Source organism: Streptomyces sp. Root1304, assembly GCF_001426405.1.
Lineage (GTDB): Bacteria > Actinomycetota > Actinomycetes > Streptomycetales > Streptomycetaceae > Streptomyces.
Map to the genome: position 1 here is coordinate 24,766 of NZ_LMEP01000002.1, position 24,077 is coordinate 48,842.

The 24,077-nt window shown below is 73.5% G+C and carries 25 protein-coding genes; 11 read left to right on the forward strand and 14 right to left on the reverse strand.

Annotated elements, in window-relative coordinates; all coding sequences use genetic code 11:
* Positions 1-60: 60 nt before the first annotated feature.
* From ASD33_RS05075 to ASD33_RS05085, 3 genes are all read right to left on the reverse strand, one after another.
* Positions 61-888: a polysaccharide deacetylase family protein gene (locus ASD33_RS05075; protein WP_056553996.1), complete on the reverse strand. Its 828-nt coding sequence runs from the start codon at positions 886-888 to the stop codon at positions 61-63.
* Positions 885-2,267 (reverse strand): glycosyltransferase, encoded by a 1,383-nt coding sequence (locus ASD33_RS05080; protein ID WP_056553999.1) that lies wholly within the window; start codon positions 2,265-2,267, stop codon positions 885-887. The genes ASD33_RS05075 and ASD33_RS05080 overlap by 4 nt, the downstream gene beginning before the upstream one ends.
* 90 nt (positions 2,268-2,357) lie before the next feature.
* Complete coding sequence (locus ASD33_RS05085; RefSeq protein ID WP_056554002.1) at positions 2,358-3,434, reverse strand: GNAT family N-acetyltransferase; 1,077 nt, start codon at positions 3,432-3,434, stop codon at positions 2,358-2,360.
* Between the two features lie 427 nt (positions 3,435-3,861).
* Between ASD33_RS05085 and ASD33_RS05090 the strand changes: the two genes are divergently transcribed.
* The gene (locus ASD33_RS05090; RefSeq protein ID WP_056554005.1) at positions 3,862-4,212 is read left to right on the forward strand and encodes a VOC family protein; all 351 of its coding nucleotides are present in this window, start codon (positions 3,862-3,864) and stop codon (positions 4,210-4,212) included.
* 19 nt (positions 4,213-4,231) lie between these two features.
* Here the strand turns inward: ASD33_RS05090 and ASD33_RS05095 are convergent, their stop codons facing one another.
* From ASD33_RS05095 to hutU, 6 genes are all read right to left on the reverse strand, one after another.
* The gene (locus tag ASD33_RS05095; RefSeq protein WP_056554008.1) at positions 4,232-4,870 is read right to left on the reverse strand and encodes a LysE family translocator; all 639 of its coding nucleotides are present in this window, start codon (positions 4,868-4,870) and stop codon (positions 4,232-4,234) included.
* A gap of 92 nt (positions 4,871-4,962) precedes the next feature.
* Positions 4,963-5,724: a hypothetical protein gene (locus ASD33_RS36070; protein ID WP_242426926.1), complete on the reverse strand. Its 762-nt coding sequence runs from the start codon at positions 5,722-5,724 to the stop codon at positions 4,963-4,965.
* A 68-nt stretch (positions 5,725-5,792) separates the two neighbouring features.
* Positions 5,793-6,965, reverse strand: coding sequence for an imidazolonepropionase (hutI, locus tag ASD33_RS05105; RefSeq protein ID WP_056554011.1), 1,173 nt, complete (start codon positions 6,963-6,965; stop codon positions 5,793-5,795).
* Positions 6,966-7,061: 96 nt separating this feature from the next.
* On the reverse strand, positions 7,062-8,402 hold the full coding sequence (locus tag ASD33_RS05110; RefSeq protein ID WP_056554015.1) for a formimidoylglutamate deiminase: 1,341 nt from the start codon (positions 8,400-8,402) through the stop codon (positions 7,062-7,064).
* On the reverse strand, positions 8,393-9,589 hold the full coding sequence (locus ASD33_RS05115) for an allantoate amidohydrolase (RefSeq protein WP_199863462.1): 1,197 nt from the start codon (positions 9,587-9,589) through the stop codon (positions 8,393-8,395). The genes ASD33_RS05110 and ASD33_RS05115 overlap by 10 nt, the downstream gene beginning before the upstream one ends.
* A 17-nt stretch (positions 9,590-9,606) precedes the next feature.
* Entirely contained in the window at positions 9,607-11,283 is a 1,677-nt protein-coding gene (gene hutU, locus ASD33_RS05120; protein WP_056554021.1) for a urocanate hydratase, read from the reverse strand.
* Between the two features lie 104 nt (positions 11,284-11,387).
* On the opposite strand from hutU, the gene ASD33_RS05125 reads away from it, so the two are divergent.
* The 6 genes from ASD33_RS05125 (at position 11,388) to ASD33_RS05150 (ending at position 15,500) form a co-directional block, all read left to right on the forward strand.
* On the forward strand, positions 11,388-12,713 hold the full coding sequence (locus ASD33_RS05125) for a diaminopimelate decarboxylase (protein WP_079044567.1): 1,326 nt from the start codon (positions 11,388-11,390) through the stop codon (positions 12,711-12,713).
* 153 nt (positions 12,714-12,866) lie between these two features.
* Positions 12,867-13,346 carry an SRPBCC family protein gene (locus tag ASD33_RS05130; RefSeq protein ID WP_056554028.1) on the forward strand — a complete coding sequence of 160 codons (480 nt, stop codon included), beginning with the start codon at positions 12,867-12,869 and terminating at the stop codon, positions 13,344-13,346.
* Positions 13,347-13,485: 139 nt separating this feature from the next.
* Positions 13,486-13,878 (forward strand): hypothetical protein, encoded by a 393-nt coding sequence (locus tag ASD33_RS05135; RefSeq protein ID WP_056554030.1) that lies wholly within the window; start codon positions 13,486-13,488, stop codon positions 13,876-13,878.
* On the forward strand, positions 13,875-14,654 hold the full coding sequence (locus ASD33_RS05140; RefSeq protein WP_056554033.1) for a hypothetical protein: 780 nt from the start codon (positions 13,875-13,877) through the stop codon (positions 14,652-14,654). The genes ASD33_RS05135 and ASD33_RS05140 overlap by 4 nt, the downstream gene beginning before the upstream one ends.
* Positions 14,655-14,695: 41 nt before the next feature.
* Positions 14,696-15,088, forward strand: a complete 393-nt coding sequence (locus ASD33_RS05145; RefSeq protein WP_056554035.1) for a roadblock/LC7 domain-containing protein — start codon at positions 14,696-14,698, stop codon at positions 15,086-15,088.
* 40 nt (positions 15,089-15,128) lie between these two features.
* Complete coding sequence (locus tag ASD33_RS05150; RefSeq protein WP_056554037.1) at positions 15,129-15,500, forward strand: hypothetical protein; 372 nt, start codon at positions 15,129-15,131, stop codon at positions 15,498-15,500.
* 13 nt (positions 15,501-15,513) lie between these two features.
* On the opposite strand, the gene ASD33_RS05155 is transcribed toward ASD33_RS05150, so the two are convergent.
* The 3 genes from ASD33_RS05155 to ASD33_RS05165 all read right to left on the reverse strand — a co-directional run bounded on the left by ASD33_RS05155 (position 15,514) and on the right by ASD33_RS05165 (position 18,578).
* The gene (locus tag ASD33_RS05155) at positions 15,514-16,359 is read right to left on the reverse strand and encodes a MurR/RpiR family transcriptional regulator (RefSeq protein WP_056554042.1); all 846 of its coding nucleotides are present in this window, start codon (positions 16,357-16,359) and stop codon (positions 15,514-15,516) included.
* 62 nt (positions 16,360-16,421) lie between these two features.
* Positions 16,422-16,925 (reverse strand): hypothetical protein, encoded by a 504-nt coding sequence (locus ASD33_RS05160; protein ID WP_157869995.1) that lies wholly within the window; start codon positions 16,923-16,925, stop codon positions 16,422-16,424.
* A gap of 264 nt (positions 16,926-17,189) precedes the next feature.
* Entirely contained in the window at positions 17,190-18,578 is a 1,389-nt protein-coding gene (locus ASD33_RS05165) for a cystathionine beta-synthase (RefSeq protein ID WP_056554048.1), read from the reverse strand.
* A 118-nt stretch (positions 18,579-18,696) separates the two neighbouring features.
* On the opposite strand from ASD33_RS05165, the gene ASD33_RS05170 reads away from it, so the two are divergent.
* The 3 genes from ASD33_RS05170 (at position 18,697) to ASD33_RS05180 (ending at position 22,163) form a co-directional block, all read left to right on the forward strand.
* Entirely contained in the window at positions 18,697-19,683 is a 987-nt protein-coding gene (locus ASD33_RS05170) for an SGNH/GDSL hydrolase family protein (RefSeq protein ID WP_056554050.1), read from the forward strand.
* A 112-nt stretch (positions 19,684-19,795) separates the two neighbouring features.
* A complete protein-coding gene (locus tag ASD33_RS05175; RefSeq protein ID WP_056554053.1) occupies positions 19,796-21,016 on the forward strand; it encodes an acetyl-CoA C-acetyltransferase in 1,221 nt (406 codons plus the stop codon).
* A gap of 313 nt (positions 21,017-21,329) precedes the next feature.
* The gene (locus tag ASD33_RS05180; RefSeq protein WP_056554057.1) at positions 21,330-22,163 is read left to right on the forward strand and encodes a hypothetical protein; all 834 of its coding nucleotides are present in this window, start codon (positions 21,330-21,332) and stop codon (positions 22,161-22,163) included.
* Positions 22,164-22,402: 239 nt separating this feature from the next.
* On the opposite strand, the gene ASD33_RS05185 is transcribed toward ASD33_RS05180, so the two are convergent.
* A complete protein-coding gene (locus ASD33_RS05185) occupies positions 22,403-22,732 on the reverse strand; it encodes a hypothetical protein (protein ID WP_056554060.1) in 330 nt (109 codons plus the stop codon).
* Positions 22,733-22,842: 110 nt separating this feature from the next.
* On the opposite strand from ASD33_RS05185, the gene ASD33_RS05190 reads away from it, so the two are divergent.
* Positions 22,843-23,073 carry a DUF4287 domain-containing protein gene (locus ASD33_RS05190; protein ID WP_056554063.1) on the forward strand — a complete coding sequence of 77 codons (231 nt, stop codon included), beginning with the start codon at positions 22,843-22,845 and terminating at the stop codon, positions 23,071-23,073.
* Between the two features lie 48 nt (positions 23,074-23,121).
* Here the strand turns inward: ASD33_RS05190 and ASD33_RS05195 are convergent, their stop codons facing one another.
* On the reverse strand, positions 23,122-23,994 hold the full coding sequence (locus ASD33_RS05195) for an alpha/beta fold hydrolase (RefSeq protein ID WP_056554066.1): 873 nt from the start codon (positions 23,992-23,994) through the stop codon (positions 23,122-23,124).
* Positions 23,995-24,077: the final 83 nt, after the last annotated feature.

A 24,077-nucleotide genomic window follows, 5' to 3' on the forward strand; every position in this document is an offset into this window, starting at 1 on the left:
TTCGCACTTTCAACTCCCGGCCGGATCATCGGAGTTGCGGTTCCCCACCCGCTCGCGCGCTCAGCCGGCGAACTCGGGCCCCCTGAGCAGGGCACGGGCCCTGCGGTACATCCGCCAGCCGACCGTGGGCAGCGAGTCCGGGTACGGCGCGGCCTTCGCACCCCGGCCCTCCATCCACCGCTCGATGTCCGCGACGGTGTGGCTCCTGCGCAGGATGAGCCGGGCGATGCGGTAGACCTCGTCGGTGCCGGAGCTGAGGGCGTGCCGGACGGCGACCGCCGAGGTGTACCCGGCGGCCGCCGCCGCCCGCCGTACCGCCGGGCTGTTGTAGCCGTGCGGGTAGGCCAGGTGCTGCACCTCGTGCCCGAGGACGTCCTCCAACACCGCCTTCGACTCCCGCAGTTCGCGGCGGAGCGCCCCCGGGGCGAGGGTGTCGAGCTGCGGATGGGTGGCCGTGTGGCCGCCGACCTCCATCCCGTACCCCGCCAGGCGCGGGGCCTGCGCGAGGGTCATCATCGGCGCGGGCGGCAGCAGACAGGACCGGCCGGGAGTGATGGCGCCGGTGGTGAGGTACGCGGTGGCCGGGAGGCCCCGGGAGGCGAGCGCCTCGGCGGTCGGCCCGACGAGGTCGGCGAAGCCGTCGTCGAAGGTGAGGACGACGGGCCGGGGCGGCAGCGGGGTGCCGCCGGCGACGTGCGCGGCGAGTGCGCCGACCGTGACCGCGGTACGCCCGCTGGCGACGATCGCATCGAGCTGGGAGGCGAACTCCCTTGGCGAGACCGTGAATTCGGCGATCCAGTCCGGCGGGTCCTCCATCACGGCGTGATAGAGGAGGACGGGTATCCGGGTGTGGACGGGTATCCGGGTGCGGACGGGTCCGTTCGTCATGGGGTCGCCTTCCCGCGCCGGGTCCGCATGCGGGCCTTCGCGTATCCGATCGGGCCGTAGAGCATGCCGCGCCGCTCCAGCCGGGAGAGGGCGGCGGGCCAGGGGTGGTGGTGGGTGCCGTGCTCGCCGGGGACGCCGCCGCCGGTCGCGTCCTCGGTCTCGCCGCGCCGGGCGGTCATGGCGCGGGCGTACGCGAGGCCGCGGGGCAGCCGGGCGAGCAGCGCGGGCAGCAGACGGGGGCTGCGGACCAGGGTCGCGGTGAGGTACGCGGTGAGGCCGGCGCCGTATCCGTACGCCTGGTTCCGCAGGTCCTGCCAGGTGTCGCGGTGGTGGTGCCAGACGAGGGCCTCGGCGGTGTAGCGGAGGCGGAATCCGGCGGAGAGGACGGCGACGAAGGCGTACAGGTCGTCGCCGCCCTTCGCCGGGGTGCCGGTGCCGGTCGCCGGGTCGAAACCGCCGGCCCGCCGGAGCGCCTCGGCGCGGAAGGCCATGTTGGCGCCGGACCCGAAACTGCCCGCGGTGAACGGGAAGAGCGGTTCGTCGGCGGGCGGCCGGGCGGGGTCGTAGAGCCGGGGCGCGAAGCCCTTGGCGAAGCCGCCGTGGGACTCCAGGAGGATCTGGGCGGGGGTCCGCAGCCGGGCGGGCAGGATCAGCCCGGTGACGCAGCCGAGCCCGGGATCGGCGGCGAAGGGCGCGGCGAGGGCGGTCAGCCAGTGCGGGTCGGCGATGACGTCGTCGTCGGTGAAGGCGACGAGGGCGCCGCGGGCGGCGGCGAGACCGGTGTTGTGGGCGACGGCGAGACCGGGGGTGTCCTCACGGACGTACCGCACGCGGCCGGCGTACTTCCGGGTGACGAGGTCGTGGGTGTCGGGGGTGCGGGGCGCGTTGTCGACGACGATCAGCTCGTGGTCGGGATGGTCCTGGACGAGCAGCGAGTCGAGCGCGCGGGCGAGGGACGCGGGCCGCTCGCGGGTGGCGAGGACGACGGAGAGGTGGGGGGAGGCGTTCGTGGGGCGGGGCTCGGGATCCGTGGAGAGGGATGCGGGCTCGGTGGGGCGGGCGGCCCGGTCGGAGGCGGGGTCCGTCGGGCGGGCGGCCCGGTCGGAGGCGGCGAGGTGTTCGGCGTCGGTACGGGGGGATCCGGCGTCCGTGAGGCGACGCCGGGCGAGGGCGGCGAGCACCTCGGCGGGGTCCTCGTCGACGGTGAAGGAGCCGACGACGGTGGCGACGGGCCGCCCCCGGAGCCGTACGAGCGCGTAGACGTCACCGGGCACGACGGGCGGCCCGCCGGGAGCGGGCCGGAGGGCGAGGACGCCGCCGTCGGGCGCGTCGAGGTCGAGCTCGGCGACGGAGATCGGCCGGGGGGCGGGGAGGCTCATCGGGGGTCTCTCGACGGACGGACGGCGAAGCCGGTGGGGGAAGCGGGCACGACGACGGCGCGCTCCCGGGTCGGCGCCCCGGCCCCGCCGTTAACGGCTGCCCCGCAGCCGGGCGGCGTGGTTCAGGGCGGCGCGGCCCCGGGCCGCGAGTTCCGGGCGGTTGCGGACGAAGCGGTGGGCCCGGCGGGAGGGTTCGCGGCCCAGCCAGTGGAGGGCGGCCCGGACGCCGGGGCGGACGACGGCCCCCTCGTACACGGTGAGTTCGCCCGTCTTGAGGGCGTTCTTGTACTCGGCGTCGCCGCGTCCGAGGTCCAGCATGCCGATCCCGGCCGCGGCGGCGGCCTCGGCCATCCGCAGATGGAGGACGAGGCCGGGCGAGTACTTGGCGAACTCGGGGTCGTACGAGGGGAACCAGCAGGACAGCACGGTCGCGGACCGCAGCCCGAAGTGGGCGGCGACGGGCCGCTCGCCGGTGTAGAGCACGGAGAGGACGCCGGAGCAGCCGGGGGTGCGGAGTTCGTGGAGGCGGCGGACCAGGGTGCTGATCCACTCCTTGGCGAAGCGGTCGCGGCGGCCGGTCCTGCGGTACTGGGCGGACTTCCACTCCATGAGGGTGCGCAGGGCCGCCGGGTCGCGCTCGTCGAAGACGAACCGCACGTCCCCGTCGTCCCGGCGGCCGAGCCGGCGCTCCTTGGCGAGGGTGGTCCGGAGGAACTTGGGGGACTGGACGCGCAGGAGGGCCTCGTAGGCGGCGTAGCCCTCGCCGACGTCGATGACGGGCGAGGCGAACTCCTCGACGGCGGCGCCCTCGAAGACCGGCTGGCCGGACTCCAGGTTGTCGAACTCCCAGCCGGCGAGGCCGCAGTGGCGCAGCAGGGGCCGGGCGCCGGGGCGCAGACCGGGCCGCAGGACGGCGCCCTGGGCGTCGGAGACGCCGTAGCCGATGGCACGTCCCTGGCCCAAGGGGCCCTTCTCGTAGGGGAAGAAGCCGACGGGTTCGTCGTCCTCCCACCACACGGCGACGCGGGAACGGGGGCGGACGGTGGCGACGGCCTGGGTGAACTCCGGTTCCATGAAGGGGTTCGCGGGCGCTCCGGACTCGGCACGCAGCTCGCGCCAGGCCTCGACCTCGCGGACGCCCAGCTCCCCCGGCCTGACGATCCGCATGCGGACAGCGCTCACCTTGCCGACCCCCCGGTCTCCCCCTGAGTCCTGCCAGGACAGGACGCTACCCGTCCGCAACGCTCCGAGGCAGGGATACCCGGTCTTTCCTCGGCCGTTCCGGGAAGGAACGGACGTGGCGGGGAGGGGTGGTGCCGCGGCGCCCCGCCCGGCGGACGGGCCGACGCACAGGCGAAAAGCGCTGGCCGGGGCCGGGGCCGGGGGCTACGTTCGAGGGCTCGGCGGCCGTACGGAGGTCCGCCCGCGAGGAGAGCGAAGACCCGCGACCGGCCGAACCACGCGTTCAACGCGCACATCGTGGGCGAGATCGCCGTCGTCCACGAGTTCCGCTGACTTAGGGTGCGGCCATGGGACGACTGCTGAGGGCGGACGGCGAGAACGCCGAAGCCTCCGACTTGTACGGGAGCCTCCGATGACCGTTCGACGGGCCGTGCCCAATCTCCGTACGTCGGCGCCGGAGGAGAACCGCGCGTTCTACGGGCTGCTCGGCTTCGAGCCCGTGATGGACCACGGCTGGATCACGACGCTCGCCTCGCCGTCCTCCCCCACGGCCCAGATCAGCCTGATGACCCACGACCTGACGGCCCCGGTGGTCCCCGACCTGAGCGTGGAGGTCGACGACGTGGACGCGGCGTACGCGGCGGTCCGCGCGACGGGCGCGGAGATCGTCCACCCCCTGACCGACGAGCCCTGGGGCGTCCGCCGCTTCTTCACCCGGGACCCGGACGGCCGCGTGATCAACGTCCTGAGCCACGGGGCCTGACCGGCCCCGGCCGTCCCCGTCAGTTCGACAGCGCCAGGCGGACGCCGAAGGCCGTGATGACCGTGCCCGTGAGGCGGTCCAGGAGGCGGCGGGCCCGGGGTTTGCGGAGTTGGGTGCCGAGGAGGCGGGCGAAGGCGATCAGGACCGTGGACCAGAGGAGGCCCAGGACGATGTGTTCGCTCGTGAGGAGGAGGCCCATCGTGAAGTGGTCGCCGCCCGGCGGGAGGAACTGCGGCAGGACCGCCACGTAGAACGCGCCGACCTTCGGGTTCAGCAGGTTCGTCAGCGTGCCCTGGCGCCAGCCCGCCGTCAGCGAGTCGCGGTCCGTCGGCCCGTCCTCCTCCGCGCCGTCCGCCGCCGGGAGGCCGCGGAAGGTGTTGCGGAGCATCTGGACGCCGATCCAGACCAGGTACGCGGCGCCCGCCCAGCGCAGGATGTCGTACGCCAGTTGCGAGGCGGTGAGGAGCGCCGTCACGCCCAGGGACGTGAGCGCGCCCCACAGCAGCGTGCCCGTCTGGATGCCGAGGACGACCCCCCAGGCCCGCGCGCGGTGGCCGACGGCCGACGTGCGGAGGACCAGCGCCGTGTCGAGGCCGGGAGTGAGGGTGAGGAGCCCTACGACGAGGGCGAAGGACCAGAGAGCTGTGGTGGCTTCCATGGATTGTCAGGATATCCCGGGGGCCCGGCCGCCGGGCCGGTCGTACGGGCGGTCCCGCGGGCGCTCAGCCGTACCGGCGGTCCCGCGGGCGCTCACTTCTCCCGGCGCTTCACGTCCGTGCAGCGGACCTCCGGGGAGGCTCCGTAGGCGTCGTACGTGGTTCGGGAGCCGTCGTACTCGCCCGTGAGGCACAGGTCTCCCATGAACCGGAGGTCCAGGGTGAAGCCGACCTTCCCGTTCTTCTCCCGGGGGCCGTTCACGCGGTATTCGACGCGGTAGCCGAGGTCCCTGAGGGCCTTCTCCACATGGGCCGGGGTCGCGTCGCCCGTCCCGTCCAGGACCTTCGCGATACGGCGGCCGTGGCGGGGCGCCGCGCACTTCTCGCCCTCGCTCAACTCGGTTTCCTGCCGGGCGCGTTCGAAGCTCCAGGGCTGCCCGGTCGGCTGCGCCGTGTCGTCGACGGGGACCTCGGACGGGCCGGGCCCGGGCGCGCCCGGCGGAACCTGGAGCGAGGCCGGAGGCTCCGTCGCCGGCTCCGTCGCCGGCGGCTCGGCCGGGTCCCCCAGGCACGGCCCGGCGACCTCGACGAGGAGCTCCATGAACGCCATCTCGGCCGCCTGCTGCTCGGGCGTGAGGTTCGGGTCGTCGGCCGGGTCGGTGGCCGGCGCCGTGGGGGTCGCGGCCGCCGTCGGGGTGGCGGTCCGGGCGGGGGGCGGCGGCGTGGTCGCGGCCACCGCTGCCGCTTCCGGCCTCGCCCCCGCTCCCTCCGTGCCGCAGGCCGTGAGCGTCAGGGCGCACAGCGCCACCGCCAGGGCGCCGCCGACTCGCCTGCGCTTCGTCCGAGTTGACTTCATGCCCGTAGTCTCGGCGCGCGCGGCCGGCCGCACATGAGTACTCGTACTCGGCCTTCCCGGCCGATCACTCAGACCACTCGCGTGCCCGCCCGCCAGACCTCCGTCACCAGCGGGACCCCCGGGCGGTACGCCAGGTGGACGTGCGACGGGGCGTCCAGGAACGTGAGGTCCGCCCGGGCGCCGGGTGCCAGGCGGCCGACGTCCGTGCGGCGCAGGGCCGCCGCCCCGCCCGCCGTGGCCGACCAGACCGCCTCGTCCGGGGTCATGCCCATGTCCCGTACCGCCAGGGCGATGCAGAACGGGACCGAGGACGTGAACGACGAGCCCGGGTTGCAGTCCGTGGAGAGCGCCACCGTCACGCCCGCGTCCAGGAGCCGGCGGGCGTTCGGCCACTCCGCCCGGGTGGAGAACTCCGCCCCCGGGAGGAGCGTCGCGACCGTCGACCCGCTCGCCAGCGCGTCCACGTCCGCGTCCGTCAGATGCGTGCAGTGGTCCGCGCTCGCCGCGTCCAGCTCCACCGCCAGCTGGACGCCGGGGCCGTACGTCAGCTGGTTGGCGTGCACCCGGGGGTGCAGGCCCTTCGCCTTGCCGGCCGTCAGGATCGCGCGCGCCTGGTCCCCGTCGAACGCGCCCTTCTCGCAGAAGACGTCCACCCAGCGGGCGTACGGGGCGCAGGCCTCCAGCATCTCGCCCGTCACCAGCTCCACGTACGCGGCCGGGTCGTCCGCGTAGTCCGGGGAGACGATGTGCGCGCCGAGGTACGTCACCTCGTCGGTGTGCTCGGCGGCGATGCGGAGGGCGCGGGCCTCGTCCTCGACCGTCAGGCCGTAGCCGGACTTGGTCTCGAAGGTGGTCGTGCCCTGGCGGAGGGCTTCGCGGAGGTAGCGGGCGACGTTCGCCGAGAGGGCCTCGTCGGAGGCCGCGCGCGTCGCCGCGACCGTCGTGCGGATGCCGCCCGCCGCGTAGGCCTGGCCGGACATGCGCGCGTTGAACTCGGCGGTGCGGTCGCCCGCGAAGACGAGGTGGGAGTGGGAGTCGACGAAGCCGGGGATGACGGCGCGGCCGGCCGCGTCGACGGAGTGGTCCGCGGCGGGGGCGTTCGCCGCCGGGCCCGCCCAGACGACCCGCTCGCCCTCCAGGACCAGTGCCGCGTCCTTGATCAGGCCCAGGGGGGAGCCGTCCCCCAGGGTCGGGTCGTTCGTCACCAGGCTGCCGATGTGGGTGATGAGCGTCGTCTTCATGGGTGCTCTCCGGTGGGGCGGTCGTTCGGGTGCGGGCCGGTGGTCGGCTGTGCCCACCCGTTCCGCCGTCGCGGAACAGGTGCCCACAGCCTGTGGCTACTGCCTCAACACGGCGATCGTCCTCGCCAGCTCCTCGCCCGCGTTCGGCACGTTCACGTGGGTGCCGTCCTTCACCACGGTCCTGCCGCCCACCACCACGTGGTGGACGTCCGCCGCCGTCGCCGCGAAGACCGCCGTCTCCGCCGCCAGGCGCGGTACCGGGCCCGCCGTCCGCACCGTGTCCAGCGCGATCGTCGTGAAGTCGGCGAGGGCCCCCTGCTCCAGGGTGCCCGCGTCGGTCCAGCCGAGGGCCGCGTGGCCGTCCGTCGTCGCCGCGCGGAGGAGGGCCGCCGCCGTCCAGTGGCCGCGGGTGCGGGTGCGCAGGCGCTCGTTCAGTTCCATCGCCCGCGCCTCTTCGAACAGGTCGATGACCGCATGGCTGTCGCTGCCGAGGGAGAGCGGGGAGCCGGCGCGCTGGAGGGCGACCGCCGGGCCGATGCCGTCCGCGAGGTCGCGTTCGGTCGTCGGGCACATGCAGGTGCCGGTCCTCGACGAGCCGAGCAAGCCGATGTCCGTGTCCGTCAGATGGGTGTTGTGGACGCCCGTCGTCCGGGCGCCGAGGACGCCGTGCTCGGCCAGGAGCTCGGTCGGCGTCATGCCGTGCGCGGCGAGGCAGGCGTCGTTCTCGGCGGTCTGCTCCGAGAGGTGGACGTGCAGCGGGGCCTGCCGGTCGCGCGCCCAGCGGGCCACCGTGGACAGCTGGTCCGCCGGGACCGCGCGTACGGAGTGGATCGCCGCCCCGACGCGTACGCCCTCCCGGTCCTTGAGGGCCGAGACGCGCTCCGCCCACTTCTCCGCCGTGCCGTCGGTGAAGCGGAGCTGGTGCCGCTCGGGGGCGGCGCCGAAGCCGGAGGAGAGGTACGCGGTGTCGAGGAGGGTGATGCGGATGCCCGCCTCGCCCGCCGCCGCGACGAGCGCCTCGCCCATGGCGTTGGGGTCGGCGTAGGGGGTGCCGCCGGGCGCGTGGTGGAGGTAGTGGAACTCGCCGACGGCGGTGATGCCGGCGAGCGCCATCTCCGCGTACACCGCGCGGGCGAGCGCGAAGTAACTGTCGGGGGTGAGGCGCTGGGCGACGCCGTACATGACTTCGCGCCAGGTCCAGAAGGTGCCCGAGCCGACCTGGACGGTGCCGCGCAGGGCGCGGTGGAAGGCGTGCGAGTGGGCGTTGGCCAGGCCGGGGATCGTGAGGCCGCGGAGGGCGACGGCGCCCGGCGGGGGCGCCTCCACCCCCGTCCGTACGGCGGCGATCCTGCCGTCCTCGGACACGTCCAGGGCCACGCCCGGCTCGACGTCGGTGTCGAGCCAGGCGTGTTCCAGCCAGTACGTCGTCAGCGGCACGCCAGCTCCTCCAGTACGTCGGCGAGTGCGAGGACCCCCGCCACGCAGTCGTCCTCGGCCGCGGACTCGGCCGGGGAGTGCGAGACGCCGGTGGGGTTCCGTACGAACAGCATGGCGGTCGGGATCGATTCGGACAGGATGCCCGCGTCGTGTCCCGCGCCCGTGCCGAGGACCGGGACCTTGCCCGAGGTGCCGAGGATGCGCGACAGCTCGTCGCGCAGGGCGTGCGAGAACTCCACGACGGGGGTGAAGGACTCCCGTACGACGGTGAGGTCGATGCCCTGCCGGGTGGCGTGCTCCTGGGCGGCCTTCTCGATGCCCGCGATCACGGTGTCCAGGGAGTCCTGGTCGGCGGCGCGGGCGTCGAGCCAGCCCCTGACGAGGGAGGGGATGGCGTTGACGCCGTTGGGCTCGACGGCGATCTTGCCGAAGGTGGCGACGGCGCCGGCCAGCTCGGCCTCGCGACGGGCGGTGAGGACCGTCTCCGCGTAGGTGAGCATGGGGTCGCGGCGGTCGACGAGCCGGGTGGTGCCGGCGTGGTTGGCCTCGCCCGCGAAGTCGTACCGCCAGCGGCCGTGCGGCCAGATGGAGGAGGCGATGCCGACGGCGTCGCCGGACAGGTCGAGGGCACGGCCCTGCTCGACGTGGAGTTCGACGAAGGCGCCGATCCGGGCGAGCCGTTCGGGGTCCGGACCGATCCCCGAGGGGTCGTACCCGGCCGCCTCCATGGCCTGCGGGAGGCTGGTGCCGGTGGCGTCGCGGAGCTCGTACGCCTGCTCCTTCGTCAGCCGGCCGGCGGTGAGCCGGGAGCCGACGCAGGCGAGGCCGAAGCGGGCGCCCTCCTCGTCGCCGAAGTTGACGATGGCGAGGGGGCGCTTGAACTGGACGCCGCGGGCGCGGAGTTCGTCGAGCGCGGCGAAGGAGGAGACGACGCCGAGGGGGCCGTCGAAGGCGCCGCCGTCGGGGACGGAGTCCAGGTGGGAGCCGGTGACGACGGCGTTCCCCGCCGTGGGGTCGCCGAGCCAGGCCCACTGGTTGCCGTTGCGGTCGGTCTCGACGTCCAGGCGGCGGGCCTCGGCCTGCATCCGGAACCAGAGCCGGCAGTCGGCGTCGGCCTCGGTCCAGGCGTAGCGGCGGTAGCCGCCCGAGGCGGCGCTGCGGCCGATGGGCCGCAGCGACCGCCACATGGCGTGGAAGCTGTCGCTCACGCGGAGGCCTCTTCGTCGGAGCCCTCGCGCATCGGGACGCGGACGCCCTTCTCGTCGGCGACCCGCTCGGCGATGTCGTAGCCCGCGTCGACGTGACGGATGACGCCCATGCCGGGGTCGTTGGTGAGCACGCGGCGGATCTTCTCGCCCGCGAGCGCCGTGCCGTCGGCGACCGAGACCTGACCGGCGTGGATGGAGCGGCCCATGCCGACGCCGCCGCCGTGGTGGATGGAGACCCAGGAGGCGCCGGAGGCGACGTTCACCATGGCGTTGAGCAGCGGCCAGTCCGCGATGGCGTCGGAGCCGTCGAGCATGGCCTCGGTCTCGCGGTACGGGGAGGCGACGGAGCCGCAGTCCAGGTGGTCGCGGCCGATGGCGAGGGGCGCGGCGAGGGTGCCGTTGCCGACCATGTCGTTGAACATGTCGCCGGCCTTGTCGCGCTCGCCCTGGCCGAGCCAGCAGATGCGGGCGGGGAGGCCCTGGAAGTGGACGCGCTCGCCGGCCATCTTGATCCAGCGGTGCAGGGACTCGTTCTCCGGGAAGAGCTCCAGGAGGGCCTTGTCCGTCTTGTGGATGTCGGAGGCCTCGCCGGAGAGGGCGGCCCAGCGGAACGGGCCCTTGCCCTCGCAGAACAGCGGGCGGATGTACGCGGGGACGAAGCCGGGGAAGGCGAACGCGCGGTCGTAGCCCGCGAGCTGGGCCTCGCCGCGGATCGAGTTGCCGTAGTCGAAGACCTCTGCGCCCGCGTCCATGAAGCCGACCATGGCCTCGACGTGCTTGGCCATCGACTCGCGCGAGCGCTGGGTGAACCCGGCCGGGTCCTTCGCCGCCGCGTCGGCCATGTCGTCGAAGGCGACGCCGATCGGGAGGTACGCGAGCGGGTCGTGGGCCGAGGTCTGGTCGGTCACGATGTCGATCGGGGCTCCCTCGGCGAGCATCCGCGGGAGCAGCTCGGCGGCGTTGCCGAGGAGGCCGATGGAGAGCGGGCGGCGGGCGTCGCGGGCCTCGGTGGCGAGCTGGAGGGCGTGGGCCAGGTTGTCGGCCTTGACGTCCAGGTAGCGGTGCTCGATGCGGCGCTCGATGGCGCGCGGGTCGACGTCGATACAGATCGCGACGCCGTCGTTCATCGTCACGGCGAGGGGCTGGGCGCCGCCCATGCCGCCGAGGCCGGCGGTCAGGGTGATCGTGCCGGCCAGGGTGCCGTTGAACTTCTTCGCGGCGACGGCGGCGAAGGTCTCGTAGGTGCCCTGGAGGATGCCCTGGGTGCCGATGTAGATCCAGGAGCCGGCGGTCATCTGGCCGTACATCGTGAGGCCGAGGTGTTCCAGGCGGCGGAACTCCTCCCAGTTGGCCCAGTCGCCGACCAGGTTGGAGTTGGCGAGGAGGACGCGCGGGGCCCACTCGTGGGTCTGCATGACGCCGACCGGGCGGCCCGACTGGACCAGCATCGTCTCGTCCTGCTTGAGGGTGCGCAGGGTGCGGACCATGGCGTCGAAGGAGCGCCAGTCGCGGGCGGCCTTGCCGGTGCCGCCGTAGACGACGAGCTTGTCGGGGTGCTCGGCGACCTCGGGGTCGAGGTTGTTCTGGAGCATCCGGAGGGCGGCTTCCTGCTGCCATCCCAGGGCGCTCAGTTCCGTACCGCGGGCGGCTCGTACGGGGCGGGGTCCTGACATGGGGGTGCCTCCTCGGATGTCGACTAGATATTCACATCCTGGCGCCATGAATAGTTGTAGTCAACAGGGCGATGCCCCACACCCCCGCGAGTCGGGGTGATGGGATGGACGTCATGGCCTCCTCCCGTCGCGATCTCGCCGTCCGAGCCACCGTCGATCAAGGACTCCTCTCCGCCGCCGAACCGGTCGTCGCACTGCTCGACACCGCCGGCATCCGCGCCTCCGCCACCGCCCTGACCAGCGCTTTCGCCGCCGTCACCGACGCCCACGTGCTGCACGCCTTCGCCGTCAAGGCCTGCCCCCTCGTCCCCGTCCTGCGCCTGCTGCACGAGGCCGGGCTCGGCGTCGAGGTCGCCAGCCCCGGCGAACTCGCCCTCGCCCGCGCCGCCGGGATCCCGCCCGGCCACACCGTGCTCGACTCCCCCGCGAAGACCCCGGCCGAGCTGCGCCAGGCCCTCGCCCTCGGCATCGCCGTCAACGCCGACAACCTCCAGGAGCTGGCCAGGCTGGACGCGCTCGTCGCCTCCGCGCCCACCGCCTCACCCCTCGGGCTCCGGGTGAACCCGCAGGTCGGAGCCGGTTCCATCGGGGCGCTCTCGACCGCGACCGCCACCTCCAAGTTCGGTGTCGCGCTCCGTGACGAGGGCGCCCGCAAGACCGTCGTCCAGGCCTTCCTGGAGCGCCCCTGGCTGACCCGGATGCACACCCACACCGGCTCCCAGGGCGTACCGCTCGCCCTGATGGCCGAGGGCGTGGGGGAGGCGTACGCGCTCGCCGAGGAGATCAACCACGCGGCCGGCCGGCAGCAGATCGACACCCTCGACATCGGCGGCGGGCTGCCGGTGAACTTCGCCTCCGACGAGGAGACGCCGACGTACGCGGAGTACGCGCGGCTGCTCGCCGACACCGCCCCCGGGCTCTTCGACGGCCGCTACCGGCTCGTCACCGAGTTCGGGCGCTCCCTGCTCGCCAAGCACGGCACCGTCCTCGCCCGGGTGGAGTACACCAAGACCTCCGGGGGCCGCCCGATCGCCGTCACCCACGCGGGCGTCCAGCTGGCCACCCGTACGGTCTACGCCCCCGGGTCCTGGCCGCTGCGGGTCCTCGCGTACGACTCCGAGGGCCGGCCCCGCACCGGGGAGGAGGTCGTCCAGGACGTGGCGGGCCCCGCCTGTTTCGCCGGTGACCTGCTCGCCACCGGGCGGGCGCTGCCGCCGCTGCGCCAGGGCGACGTGGTGGCGGTCCCGGACACCGGGGCGTACTACTTCGCCCACCACTACGCGTACAACAGCCTGCCCCGGCCCGGGGTCCACGGCTTCACGGTGGCGGAGGACGGGGCGGTCACCTTCGCGACCGTACGGAAGCCGCAGACGCTCGCGGAGATCGTCGCGGAGTCGGGCGGCGGGGAGGCGGAGGCGCTGGTGCGGTAGGGGGAGCGGGGGGGCGGGGTCCGGTGGCGGGTCCCCTGGGGACGCCTGCGCCCGGGCGCGAGGCGTCGCGCCGGGCCCGACCCGGACCCGGCCCCCGATACGGACCCTGCCCGTCCGGTAGCGCCCCGCCCCCGCCCCGGTTTGCATGGAGCCATGACTGGAACCGCTGCCGGCACCACCTCCGTCGTCGTCGAGCGCCGGGTCGCCGCCTCCCCCGGACGGGTCTGGGAGTCGATCACCGACCTGCGGGACATGCCCCGCGTCCTCTCGGGCGTCGAGAGGGTCGAGGTCCTCACCGAGGGCGGCTTCGGGGTCGGCACGCGCTGGCGCGAGACCCGGCGGATGCTGGGCAAGGAGGCCACGGAGGAGATGACCGTGACCGAGTCCGAGCCGCCCGACCGGTACGTCACGGTCGCCGACTCGCACGGCATGCACTACGTCTCCGAGCTCACCCTCACCCCGGACGGGGCCGGGGCCACCACCCTGCGGATGGCCTTCTCCGCCACGCCCGCCGCCGGCCGCGCCCCCGGCGTCCTCGGCCGGCTGCTGGCCCGCTTCGGCGCGAAGGCCGTCTCCAGGGCACTCGCCAAGGACCTCTCCGAGATCGCCCGGGCGGTCGAGTCCCGGACCTGACGGACCCGCTCGGGCAATTTCCGTCAGTGGCTGGCATGTTCCGATGGAAAATGCCAGAACGCCTCCCCAGGGGCACTGCGTTCAGTAACGTCACCGTCACTGCCGCACGTTCGCATGCCGCATCGGGAGGGGAATCCGCGTGCCCGGAATCGACGAGTGCCTGACGGAGGCCATGACCCTGCCGGGTGCTCGTGGCGCCTCCCTGGTCGACTGGACCAGCGGGCTCGCCCTCGGGACGGCGGGCGACTCCCCCGTCGGGGACCATGAGACGACGGCCGCCGAGACCGCCGAACTCGCCCGTTCCGCCGCCGAGTTCGACTCCTTCGTCGCCGAGGGCGAGACCCCCTCCGACGGGCCGCCCGTCGAGGACCTGATCGTCACCACCCGGGCCGGCTACCACGTGCTCCGCTTCGTCGAGACCTCCTTCGACAGCAGCGTCTTCCTCCACCTCTGGCTCGACCGCGACACCGGCAACCTCGCCCTCGCCCGCATCCGGCTCCGCGACATCGCCGAGAGGCTGGTCCTCGGATGAGCGCGGTCGCCACCCCCGTCTCCCCCATGCTGGTCCGGCTCGCCGCCGAGAAGGCCACCGGCGCGCTGCTCCGCGACCACGGCACGCTCTACCTCGTCGACGGCCGGGTCGTGCACGCCGAGAGCCCGGCCGCCCCCGGCGTCGACGTGCTCCTGACCACCGGCGGCCGGCTGCCCCGCGAGGGCTGGGACGAGGCCGTCGACCGGGCCGGGGCGCACCGCGCGGTCGGCCGGTTCCTCGTCGACAGCGGCCGGCTGCACGACGGCGAGCTGGAGATCTGCCACCTCGGGGCCGTCTTCGACGCCGCCTTCTTCGCGCTCTCCCCGACCAGCGGACCGACCCGCTTCCGGTACGGGGTGGGGCACTGGTTCGGCACGGTGCGGCCGGTGTCCGCCGAGGCGGTCGAGCGCGAGACGGTGCGCCGCCGCGAACTCCTCGACGCCGTCTGGCCGTACGCCGCCGTGGACACCGCCCCGGTCGTGCCGCGCCCCGCCGCGCCCGGCCAGACGGTGGGGGCCCGTCAGCGCGCCCTGCTCGCCGCCGCCGACGGGGAGCGCACCCCGGCGGAGCTGGCCCGGCTGCTCGGCCGGCCCGCCTTCCACACCCTCCTCGACGTACGGCGGCTCGCCGCCGCCGGGCTCGTCGAGACCCCGCTCGACACCGGCCCCGACCCGGGCCCCGAGCCCCCGCCGGCCCTCTTACCGGTCCTGCCGGTGGCCGACCCCGACATCGCCCTGCTGCGCCGGCTCCGTGACGCCCTGGAGGCACACCTGTGATGAGGCGTGCCCTGCGCCTGCGCGCCGAAAGGAAACAGCTCATGACGGCAGAAGCCGAGGTACTCGGCGAGCTCAGACGGCTGCGGGCCCGGCTGCCCCAGCTGACGGGTGCGCTCGCGGCCAGCGCCGACGGACTCGTCCTGGCCCACGACACGGTGGACGGCGAGGCGGAGAGCGTGGCCGCGCTGACGGCGGCGGCGCTCGGCGTCGGGCAGCGACTGACCGACTGCACCGGCCAGGGCCGCTTCCGCGAACTGCTCGTCCGCGGGGACAGCGGTTACGTCGCCACGTACGCGGCGGGCGGCGCGGCCGTCCTGACCCTGCTGGCGGAGCCCCGGATCAACGTGGGCCGGCTCCATCTGGAGGCCCGGAGGTCCAGCGTGCGGATAGGCGAACTCGTCGACGGCGCGCTGGAACGCAAAGACCTGAACTGAACACGCAAGGAAACCCATCCCGTAAAGGAAGTACGACACCATGGCGAACACCGAGACCTCCCTCAAGGAAGCGGCCTCCATCGACGGCGCGATCGGCGCGGCCCTCGTCGACTACACGAGCGGCATGGCGCTCGGCACGATCGGCGGCGGCAAGGAGCTCGACCTGAACGTCGCCGCGGCCGGCAACACCGACGTCGTCCGGGCCAAGGTCCGTGCGATGGAACTGCTCGGCCTGAACGACGACATCGAGGACATCCTGATCACCCTCGGCGGCCAGTACCACCTGATCCGGCTGCTCAAGGGCCGCGGCACGAACGGCCTGTTCCTCTACCTGGCCCTGTCGAAGGACCGCGCCAACCTGGCGATGGCCCGCCACCAGCTCAAGAAGATCGAGGCCGAACTGGAGCTGTGACGGCCCCCGTTCGTCACTCGACGAACAGGCCCCGCGCCGCCGCCTTCGTGTCGAACTCCTCCAGGCGCGCCTGCGCGTCCGGGAGTTCGTCGGCCATGGCCTCCAGGAGGACCCGGCCGAGCAGCATCGGCGCGCAGGCGGTGTCGAAGGCGAGCCCGGTGCCGACGGCGGCCGGGATGAGCAGGTCGCTGTGGGCGGCGACGGGTGCGAACGCCGACTCGGCGACGGTCACGACCGCGAGCCCGGCCGCCCGCGCGTACTCCAGGGCCTCGACGACCTCCCGGGGGTGCCGGGGCAGCGCGAAGCACAGCAGGGCGGTGGCACCAGCCCGTACGGCCGCGTCGACGCGGTCGGTGAGCATCGAGCCGCCCTCGTCGAGGAGCCGGACGTCGGGGTGCACCTTCGCGGCGAAGTAGGCGAAGCCGCGCGCCTGCGAGGAGGCGGCCCGCAGTCCGAGGACGGGCAGCGGGCGGGAGCGGGCGAGCAGCCGGCCCGCCCGTTCGACGGGGGCGGGGTCGGCGAGCAGCCCGGCGAGGTGCCGGAGGTTCTCGATCTCGGCGAGGACGGCCTGCTGGTACTCGTTGAGCGTCTCGTCCCGGTCCTCGCCGGCGTCCGGCTCGGGGGGCGCGACCTCGCGCAGATGGCGGCGGAGCGCCGGGTAGCCGTCGAAGCCGAGGGCGACGGCGAAGCGGGTCACGGAGGGCTGGCTGACCCCGGCGAGTTCGGCGAGTTCGACGCTGGACAGGAAGGGCACGTCGGCGGCGCGGCGCACCATGCAGTGCGCGATCCGCCGTTGGGTCGGCGTCAGCCGGTGCCCCTCGAAGAGCGCCTGCAGCCGCCCGGCCGGGCTGTCGCTCATGCCGCCCCCTCCACCTATTCACCCACTGATGACTCTGCATAAGGATATGCAGGCGGGTGGACTCAGGGCCAGCCCGTGAACCGGACCTCCGCGCAGGACTCGTCGGCGCCGTACGCCGTGATCCGGGGCCGGGGCTCCCCCGGTCCGGCCGCGGGGGCCGTCCGGGCCGGGAAGTCGAGGGTGAAACAGCGGCCGGCCCACGCGTCCGCCGGGCCGAAGACCGCCAGGGCCTGCTCGTACCGGTGGGAGAAGAGGACGACGACGCGGGTGCCCCGGCCGTCGGTCAGCACCTCGTGGAGCGTCCCGTTCCAGTGGACCGGGCCCGCCCCGCCGTCGAGCACGTCCCGTACGTCCTGGGCGGAAGGCGTGGAGTCCCCGGCGGCGACGAGGGCGTCGGCGAACCGCCGCGCGTCCGCCCGGGTGGCCTCGAAGGCCTCCCGTTCCCGGCCCGCCTCGCGGACCCGGGACACGGCGTACAGCACGGCGAGCGCCACCACGGGAGTGAGCAGGAGCGCGGCCAGGACCCTCATCCAGGGCGGGGTCCCGCCTCTGCGTTCGGTCTTCACCGGGGAAGTGTCGCGCGGGGACCGCCGCACCCCCGGAACCGGGGGGCGGGACGACGGCGGTCCCCGCGATGGACGCGGGTCCGGGTCAGGACCGGTCTCCGCGTCCGCGGCGTCGATGGAGACCCGGGAGCCGCTCCGGAAGTCCTTGACGCCGACAGGGACCAATGTGCCGGACGCGTGTTAAGCGGGTGCTGCGGGTACGTGTCGCCCCCGTACCAGTTGTACGAACGGCTCCGCGTACCCGCGCACCCGCGGCCCCACGTGCTACTTCCCGCCGCCGTTGGCCAGGAAGGCCAGCAGGTCCTGGCGGCTGACGACACCGGTCGGCTTGCCCTCGACCAGCACGATCGCCGCGTCGGCGGACTCGCCGAGGACGGCCATCAGGGCGGCGACGGGCTCGCCGGAGCCGACCTGCGGCAGCGGCGCGCTCATGTGGCGCTCCAGCGGGTCCTCCAGGGAGGCCTTCTTGGTGAAGAGGTGGTCGAGGAGCTCGCGCTCGACGACCGAGCCGACGACCTCGGCGGCCATCACGTCGGGGTGGCCGGCGCCGGGCTTCACGATGGGCATCTGGGAGACGCCGTACTCGCGCAGCACCTCGATGGCCTGGCCGACGGTCTCGTCCGGGTGCATGTGGACGAGGGAGGGCATGACGCCCTCCTTGTGGCGCAGGACGTCGGCGACGGTGGCGGTGGAGGTGTCCTCCAGGAAGCCGTGACCGGCCATCCACTCGTCACTGAAGATCTTGGACATGTAGCCGCGGCCGGAGTCCGGCAGCAGCACGACCACGACGTCGTCGGGGCCGAGGTCCTTGGCGACCTCCAGGGCGGCCACGACGGCCATGCCGCAGGAGCCGCCGACGAGCAGGCCCTCCTCCTTGGCGAGGCGGCGGGTCATCTGGAAGGAGTCCTTGTCGGACACGGCGACGATCCGGTCGGTGACGTTCCGGTCGTACGCGGTGGGCCAGAAGTCCTCGCCGACGCCCTCGACGAGGTACGGGCGGCCGGAACCGCCGGAGTAGACGGAGCCCTCCGGGTCGGCGCCGACGACCTGCACGGAGCCGCCGCTGGCCTCCTTGAGGTAGTTGCCGGTGCCGGAGATGGTGCCGCCGGTGCCGACGCCCGCCACGAAGTGGGTGATCTTCCCCTCCGTCTGCTCCCACAGCTCGGGACCGGTGGTCTCGTAGTGGGAGCGCGGGTTGTTCGGGTTGGAGTACTGGTCGGGCTTCCAGGCTCCGGGCGTCTCACGGACGAGGCGGTCCGAGACGTTGTAGTAGGAGTCCGGGTGCTCCGGGTCGACGGCGGTCGGGCAGACCACGACCTCGGCGCCGTACGCGCGCAGCACGTTGATCTTGTCGAGCGACACCTTGTCCGGGCAGACGAAGATGCACTTGTAACCCTTCTGCTGGGCCACGATCGCCAGGCCGACGCCGGTGTTGCCCGACGTGGGCTCGACGATGGTGCCGCCGGGCTTGAGCTCGCCGCTCTGCTCGGCCGCCTCGATCATGCGCAGGGCGATCCGGTCCTTGACCGAACCGCCGGGGTTGAAGTACTCGACCTTGGCCAGGACGGTCGCCTGGATGCCCGCTGTCACGTTGTTGAGCTTCACCAGCGGGGTGTTGCCGACGAGGCTGATCATCGAGTCGTGGAATTGCACCGTAATCTCCGGGGTCTCCGTAATGGTGTGGTCAGCGTATGCGTAGTCGGAGCGGGTTACGGGGCAGTTAGACCCTGAACGGCTTGAAGGAGGTGACGGCCCCATGTCGAGGGCGAGGGTGGCGCGGCGGATCGCGGCGGGTGCGGCGTACGGGGGCGGGAGCATCGGGCTGCTGGGCGTGGCCGCGATGGGGGTCCTCGTCGCCGAGGTGCAGATCGCGAAGCGGACGGTGGGCGGCGGGGCGGCCCCGCTGCCGCCGGGGGCGGACGGTCTGTACGGCAGGGCGTTCGGCACGGACGACCCGCTGCGGCTGGCCCTTCTGGGTGATTCCACGGCGGCGGGCCAGGGGGTGCGCCGCTCGGGCCAGACGCCGGGCGCGCTGCTCGCCTCGGGGCTCGCGGCGGTGGCGGAGCGGCCGGTGGTGCTGCGGAACGTGGCGCTCTCCGGTGCACGCTCGGACGATCTGGAGCGGCAGGTGTCGCTGCTGCTGGCGCAGCCGCTGGGGCCGCCGGACGTGTGCGTGATCATGATCGGGGCGAACGACGTGACGCACCGGATGCCGCCGACCCAGTCGGTACGGCTCCTGGCGTCGGCGGTGCGGCGGCTGCGGACGGCCGGCGCGGAGGTGGTGGTCGGGACCTGTCCCGACCTGGGGACGATCGAGCCGGTCTACCAGCCGCTGCGCTGGCTGGCCCGGCGGGCCTCCCGGCAGCTGGCGGCGGCACAGACGATCGTGGTGGTCGAGCAGGGCGGGCGGACGGTGTCGCTGGGGGACCTCCTCGGGCCCGAGTTCGCGGCGAATCCGCGCGAGATGTTCGCGGTGGACAACTTCCACCCCTCGGCGGAGGGGTACGCGACGGCGGCGATGGCCGTCCTGCCGACCCTGTGCGCAGTGCTCGGCGTCTGGCCGGAGACCGACCGGATCGAGCCGGAGCGGCGGGAGAACGTGCTTCCGGTGGCGAAGGCGGCGGCCGAGGCGGCGCGGGAGGCGGGCACCGAGGTGACCGGAGCCCGGGCACCGTGGGCGCTGCTCAAGCACCGCCGCAGGCGGCGTCTGCCGGTCCCGGCGGAGGACCCCGCCGCCACCGACGCCCCCCTCGCCTGAGCGAGCGCTTAGAAAAGAGGTCCGCATCACATGCCGAGCCCGGTGACCCCATGCGGTACGTACGGGTAACTTCCCTTTCAGTCCGCTCACTCCGCACCCTCATGGAGCCGTGATGCCCGAAGCCGTGATCGTCTCGACCGCCCGTTCGCCCATCGGCCGGGCCTTCAAGGGCTCCCTGAAGGACCTGCGGCCGGACGACCTCACCGCGACCATCGTCCAGGCCGCGCTGGCGAAGGTGCCGGAGCTGGACCCGCGCGACATCGACGACCTGATGCTGGGCTGCGGTCTGCCCGGCGGCGAGCAGGGCAACAACCTGGGCCGGATCGTGGCCGTCGAGATGGGCATGGACCACCTCCCGGGCTGCACGATCACCCGCTACTGCTCCTCCTCGCTCCAGACCTCGCGGATGGCGCTGCACGCGATCAAGGCGGGCGAGGGCGACGTCTTCATCTCGGCCGGTGTCGAGATGGTGTCCCGCTTCGTGAAGGGCAACTCGGACTCCCTGCCCGACACGCACAACCCCTTCTTCGCCGAGGCCGAGGCCCGCACCGCCGCGGTCGCCGCCTCCGAGGGCGCCACCTGGCACGACCCGCGCGAGGACGGCATCGTGCCGGACGCGTACATCTCCATGGGTCAGACCGCGGAGAACCTGGCCCGCCTCAAGGGGATCGGCCGCCGCGAGATGGACGAGTTCGGCGTGCGGTCGCAGAACCTCGCCGAGCAGGCCATCAAGAACGGCTTCTGGGCCCGCGAGATCACCCCCGTGACGCTGCCGGACGGCACGGTCGTCTCCACCGACGACGGCCCGCGCGCGGGCGTCACCCTGGAGGGCGTGGAGGGCCTGAAGCCGGTCTTCCGCCCCGACGGCCTGGTCACCGCCGCCAACTGCTGCCCGCTGAACGACGGCGCCGCCGCGCTCGTGATCATGTCGGACACCAAGGCCGCCGAGCTGGGCCTGACCCCGCTGGCCCGGATCGTCTCCACCGGCGTCTCCGGCCTCTCCCCCGAGATCATGGGCCTCGGCCCGGTCGAGGCGTCGAAGCAGGCGCTCAAGCGCGCCGGCCTGACCATCGGCGACATCGACCTGGCCGAGATCAACGAGGCCTTCGCCGCCCAGGTCATCCCCTCCTACCAGGAGCTGGGTCTGGATCTGGACAAGGTGAACGTCAACGGTGGCGCCATCGCCGTCGGCCACCCCTTCGGCATGACGGGCGCCCGCATCACGGGCACTCTCATCAACAGCCTGCAGTTCCACGACAAGCAGTTCGGCCTGGAGACGATGTGCGTGGGCGGCGGCCAGGGCATGGCGATGGTGATCGAGCGACTGAGCTGAGCCGCAGCGGAGGCGAGGCTCAGTGCGACCGGAAATGCGAGCGACTGAGCCGAGCTCCCTGAGCCTGCGGCCCCGCGCCTCTCCTGACGCCATCGGCGTCAACCGCCTCGCGTCCGAGCCGTGACCGAATCTCCCCCAGGATGTGACCTACGTCCCGGGGGAGTTCGTTTTCCCAGGTCAGAGCCGTTTCGGGACTAAACGCCCGGCACAAATACCTGTCCAATTCGTGACGTAATGCACTGACAGCGGGCCACACCTCAGGACAAGCTGATGTAGGAAGTCGGGGGATCGACTCGGAATCGGGAGTACGTCAGTGAGCGCCATGCCTCTTGCCCTGCTGCTGACCACGGCCGCTGCCACGGCCGTGGGCGCTGCCGCCCTGCACGCCGTCCACGGTCTCCGCAAGCAGGTCACCGCCCTGCGGAGCGAACTGGCGGCCGCGCGCGGCGTCACCGTTCCCGCCGCCCGTGCCACGCCCGCCGCCGAGATACGGGCCGCCGTGGCGGAGGCGCTGGCCGAGGAGCGCGAGCGCGAGCTCGCCGAGGCGCGGGCCTTCTGGGCCGCGCAGGAGGCCCGGGACGCGGCCGACGCCCCGTCCCTGCTCGGCGGCCTCGGAAGCCCGGTCGACGACGGCACCTTCTTCGTGCCGCGCCAGGCCGACTTCGTGGGCCTGGAGGCGATGGCCCTGGAGGCCATGGAGGCGGAGGCGGCCGCGCTCGACGGTTCCGACGCGCTCGAGGCCTTCGACGAGTACCCCGAGGACTCCGCCGAGCTGGCCGCGGCCCGCCGCCGCCACCCCTCGCACCCGGACTTCGTGCCGGTGCAGACGCCCGTCGTCACCGACCACGAGCGGACGGTGGCCCGCCTGGAGGAGCTGGCGGACACCCGCACGGCGCTGACCGACGTACGCCCGGGCCCGCTCGGCACGCTCGACGTGTACGTCTTCGCGGACGGCACCACGCTCTGCATGACCCCGGGGCACCGCGAGACCGCGGAGCGCCTGGCGGAGGCCCTGCGCGCCGGCCGTACGCCGGTGCTGCTCGGCGGCTCGGGCGTCTCGGGCGCCTTCGCCCTGACCTTCTCGTACGGCGAGTCGGACGAGGAGAACGTCTACATCCTGGCGGACCGCGTCATCGCGTCCCTGTAGGCCCCGACCGGGACGGACCGGCCCGAAAGCCCGGCACCGTCCCCGCAAGCCCCTCGCAGGCGGCTAGGGCCTGTCGTCAAACTCCCGCCTGCCCCACGACGCCTGGCACGCACTCTCGCCGCACCGGGCGAAAGCCCAAGTACGGTCCAGTACGAAGGCTTCCACCCGGCACGCCGAGAGCACGCACCAGACGCCGCGGGGCCGCCCTCCGGGCAACGACGGGAGTGTGACGACAGGCCCTAGAGCCCCGCGCGCTCGGCCGCCTCACGTACCCGTTCCACGGCCTCCGCCAGATCTCCTCCATGGGAGTCGGCCGGGGCCGTTCGCAGGATCTCGGCCAGATCGTTCCCGGCCACGACGAGCTGGTCGGCCACGGTGAAGACGCCCGCGTCCGGCATGGTCCTCGGCTCCCGCTCCGGGTCCTCGACGCGCTGCGCGCGCACCGCGAGCTCCCTGGCCAGGGCAAGTCCTTCGGCCGCCGCGCCCCGCTGGAGACGGCTCTGCGGGGCGGCCCGCAGCCGGTCGGCGAAGCGCTCGACGGCGGCGGTCAGTTCACTCGTATCACGCACCCCGCGACCCTACGCGCCGCCCCGGGCCCCTTGCCAACGGGCACGGTCTTCGGCACGGTGACGTGAAGGAGTACGAGGAGCGAACGGTACGAACGCGTCCGGAGGCGCCGATGTCCCACACATTCTCCGAAGAGACCCACCGTCAGATGCTGGCCCGGATCCCGCGCCGCACCGGTCGTGAGATCGCCGACTGGATGCGCACCGTCGATGAGGGCCCGTCCCTCCTCCGCTTCGAGGAGCGGGTGCACTGGCTGCGCGGGGCGCACGACCTGGCGTACGGCCACGCCAAGGCGATCCTGCACGAGTACGACCTGCGGCGGGCGGCCCGCAGACTGCTCTGACCCACCCGCCGCGGGCCCGCCCCCGCGCCCCGCTCACCCGCCGGGACCTCACTTCACGTGCCGGCCGAGGAAGTCCCGGACGAGTCCGGCGATCTCCTCGCCGTGGGTCTCCAGGGCGAAGTGTCCGGCGTCCAGGAGGTGGATCTCGGCGTCCGGCAGGTCGCGGGCGAAGGCCTCCGCGCCGGCCGGCCCGAAGATCTCGTCGCCGCGCCCCCAGGCCGCGAGCAGCGGCGGCCGGTGGGTGCGGAAGTACTCCTGGAAAGCCGGGTAGCCGTCCAGGTTGAACTGGTAGTCCCAGAAGAGCTGGAGCTGGATCTCCTGGTTCCCGGGCCGGTCGAGGCCGGCCTGGTCCAGGGTCCAGGCCTCGGGGGCGATCCGGTCGAGCCGGTCGGCGGGGACGCCGTGGGTGTACTGCCAGCGGGTGGCCTCGGCGGTGAGCAGCTCCCGCACCCCGGCCTCGTGCGCGGCCCGGTCCTTGGCGTGGGCGAAGAGCACGTCCCAGAAGGGGGTGAAGCCCTCCAGGTAGGCGTTGCCGCTCTGGCTGACGATCGCGGTGACCCGCTCGGGCTGCCGGGAGGCGATCCGCAGGCCGATCGGGGCGCCGTAGTCCTGGACGTAGAGCGCGAACCGCTCCACGCCCAGCGCGTCGAGGAGTCCGAGGGTGATCTCGGTGAGCTTCTCGAAGCTGTACGGGAAGTCCTCGACGGCCGGTGCGGCGGAGGCGCCGAAGCCGATGTGGTCGGGGGCGATCAGGTGGTAGGAGTCGGCGAGCTCGGCGATCAGGCCCCGGTACATGTGCGAGCTGGACGGGAAGCCGTGCAGCAGGACGAGGGTGGGGTTCGCCGGGTCGCCGGCCTCCCGGTAGAAGACGTCGAGGCCGTCGACGGTGACGGTGCGGGCGCGCTGGGCGAAGGCGGACACAGGTATCTCCCCGGTTCGTTTACCGACCGGGAGAACGATCGTTCTCCCGATGCCCTGTAGGCTACGAGAACGATGGTTCTCCA

What these genes read in the sequence shown, in the direction of transcription:
- ASD33_RS05075 (WP_056553996.1), bottom strand. Translation starts at nt 888, where the DNA reads ATGACGAACGGACCCGTCCGCACCCGGATACCCGTCCACACCCGGATA.
- ASD33_RS05080 (WP_056553999.1), bottom strand. Translation starts at nt 2,267, where the DNA reads ATGAGCCTCCCCGCCCCCCGGCCGATCTCCGTCGCCGAGCTCGACCTC.
- ASD33_RS05085 (WP_056554002.1), bottom strand. Translation starts at nt 3,434, where the DNA reads ATGCGGATCGTCAGGCCGGGGGAGCTGGGCGTCCGCGAGGTCGAGGCC.
- ASD33_RS05090 (WP_056554005.1), top strand. Translation starts at nt 3,862, where the DNA reads ATGACCGTTCGACGGGCCGTGCCCAATCTCCGTACGTCGGCGCCGGAG.
- ASD33_RS05095 (WP_056554008.1), bottom strand. Translation starts at nt 4,870, where the DNA reads ATGGAAGCCACCACAGCTCTCTGGTCCTTCGCCCTCGTCGTAGGGCTC.
- ASD33_RS36070 (WP_242426926.1), bottom strand. Translation starts at nt 5,724, where the DNA reads ATGAAGTCAACTCGGACGAAGCGCAGGCGAGTCGGCGGCGCCCTGGCG.
- hutI (WP_056554011.1), bottom strand. Translation starts at nt 6,965, where the DNA reads ATGAAGACGACGCTCATCACCCACATCGGCAGCCTGGTGACGAACGAC.
- ASD33_RS05115 (WP_199863462.1), bottom strand. Translation starts at nt 9,589, where the DNA reads ATGTGGCGGTCGCTGCGGCCCATCGGCCGCAGCGCCGCCTCGGGCGGC.
- hutU (WP_056554021.1), bottom strand. Translation starts at nt 11,283, where the DNA reads ATGTCAGGACCCCGCCCCGTACGAGCCGCCCGCGGTACGGAACTGAGC.
- ASD33_RS05125 (WP_079044567.1), top strand. Translation starts at nt 11,388, where the DNA reads ATGGACGTCATGGCCTCCTCCCGTCGCGATCTCGCCGTCCGAGCCACC.
- ASD33_RS05130 (WP_056554028.1), top strand. Translation starts at nt 12,867, where the DNA reads ATGACTGGAACCGCTGCCGGCACCACCTCCGTCGTCGTCGAGCGCCGG.
- ASD33_RS05140 (WP_056554033.1), top strand. Translation starts at nt 13,875, where the DNA reads ATGAGCGCGGTCGCCACCCCCGTCTCCCCCATGCTGGTCCGGCTCGCC.
- ASD33_RS05145 (WP_056554035.1), top strand. Translation starts at nt 14,696, where the DNA reads ATGACGGCAGAAGCCGAGGTACTCGGCGAGCTCAGACGGCTGCGGGCC.
- ASD33_RS05150 (WP_056554037.1), top strand. Translation starts at nt 15,129, where the DNA reads ATGGCGAACACCGAGACCTCCCTCAAGGAAGCGGCCTCCATCGACGGC.
- ASD33_RS05155 (WP_056554042.1), bottom strand. Translation starts at nt 16,359, where the DNA reads ATGAGCGACAGCCCGGCCGGGCGGCTGCAGGCGCTCTTCGAGGGGCAC.
- ASD33_RS05175 (WP_056554053.1), top strand. Translation starts at nt 19,796, where the DNA reads ATGCCCGAAGCCGTGATCGTCTCGACCGCCCGTTCGCCCATCGGCCGG.
- ASD33_RS05190 (WP_056554063.1), top strand. Translation starts at nt 22,843, where the DNA reads ATGTCCCACACATTCTCCGAAGAGACCCACCGTCAGATGCTGGCCCGG.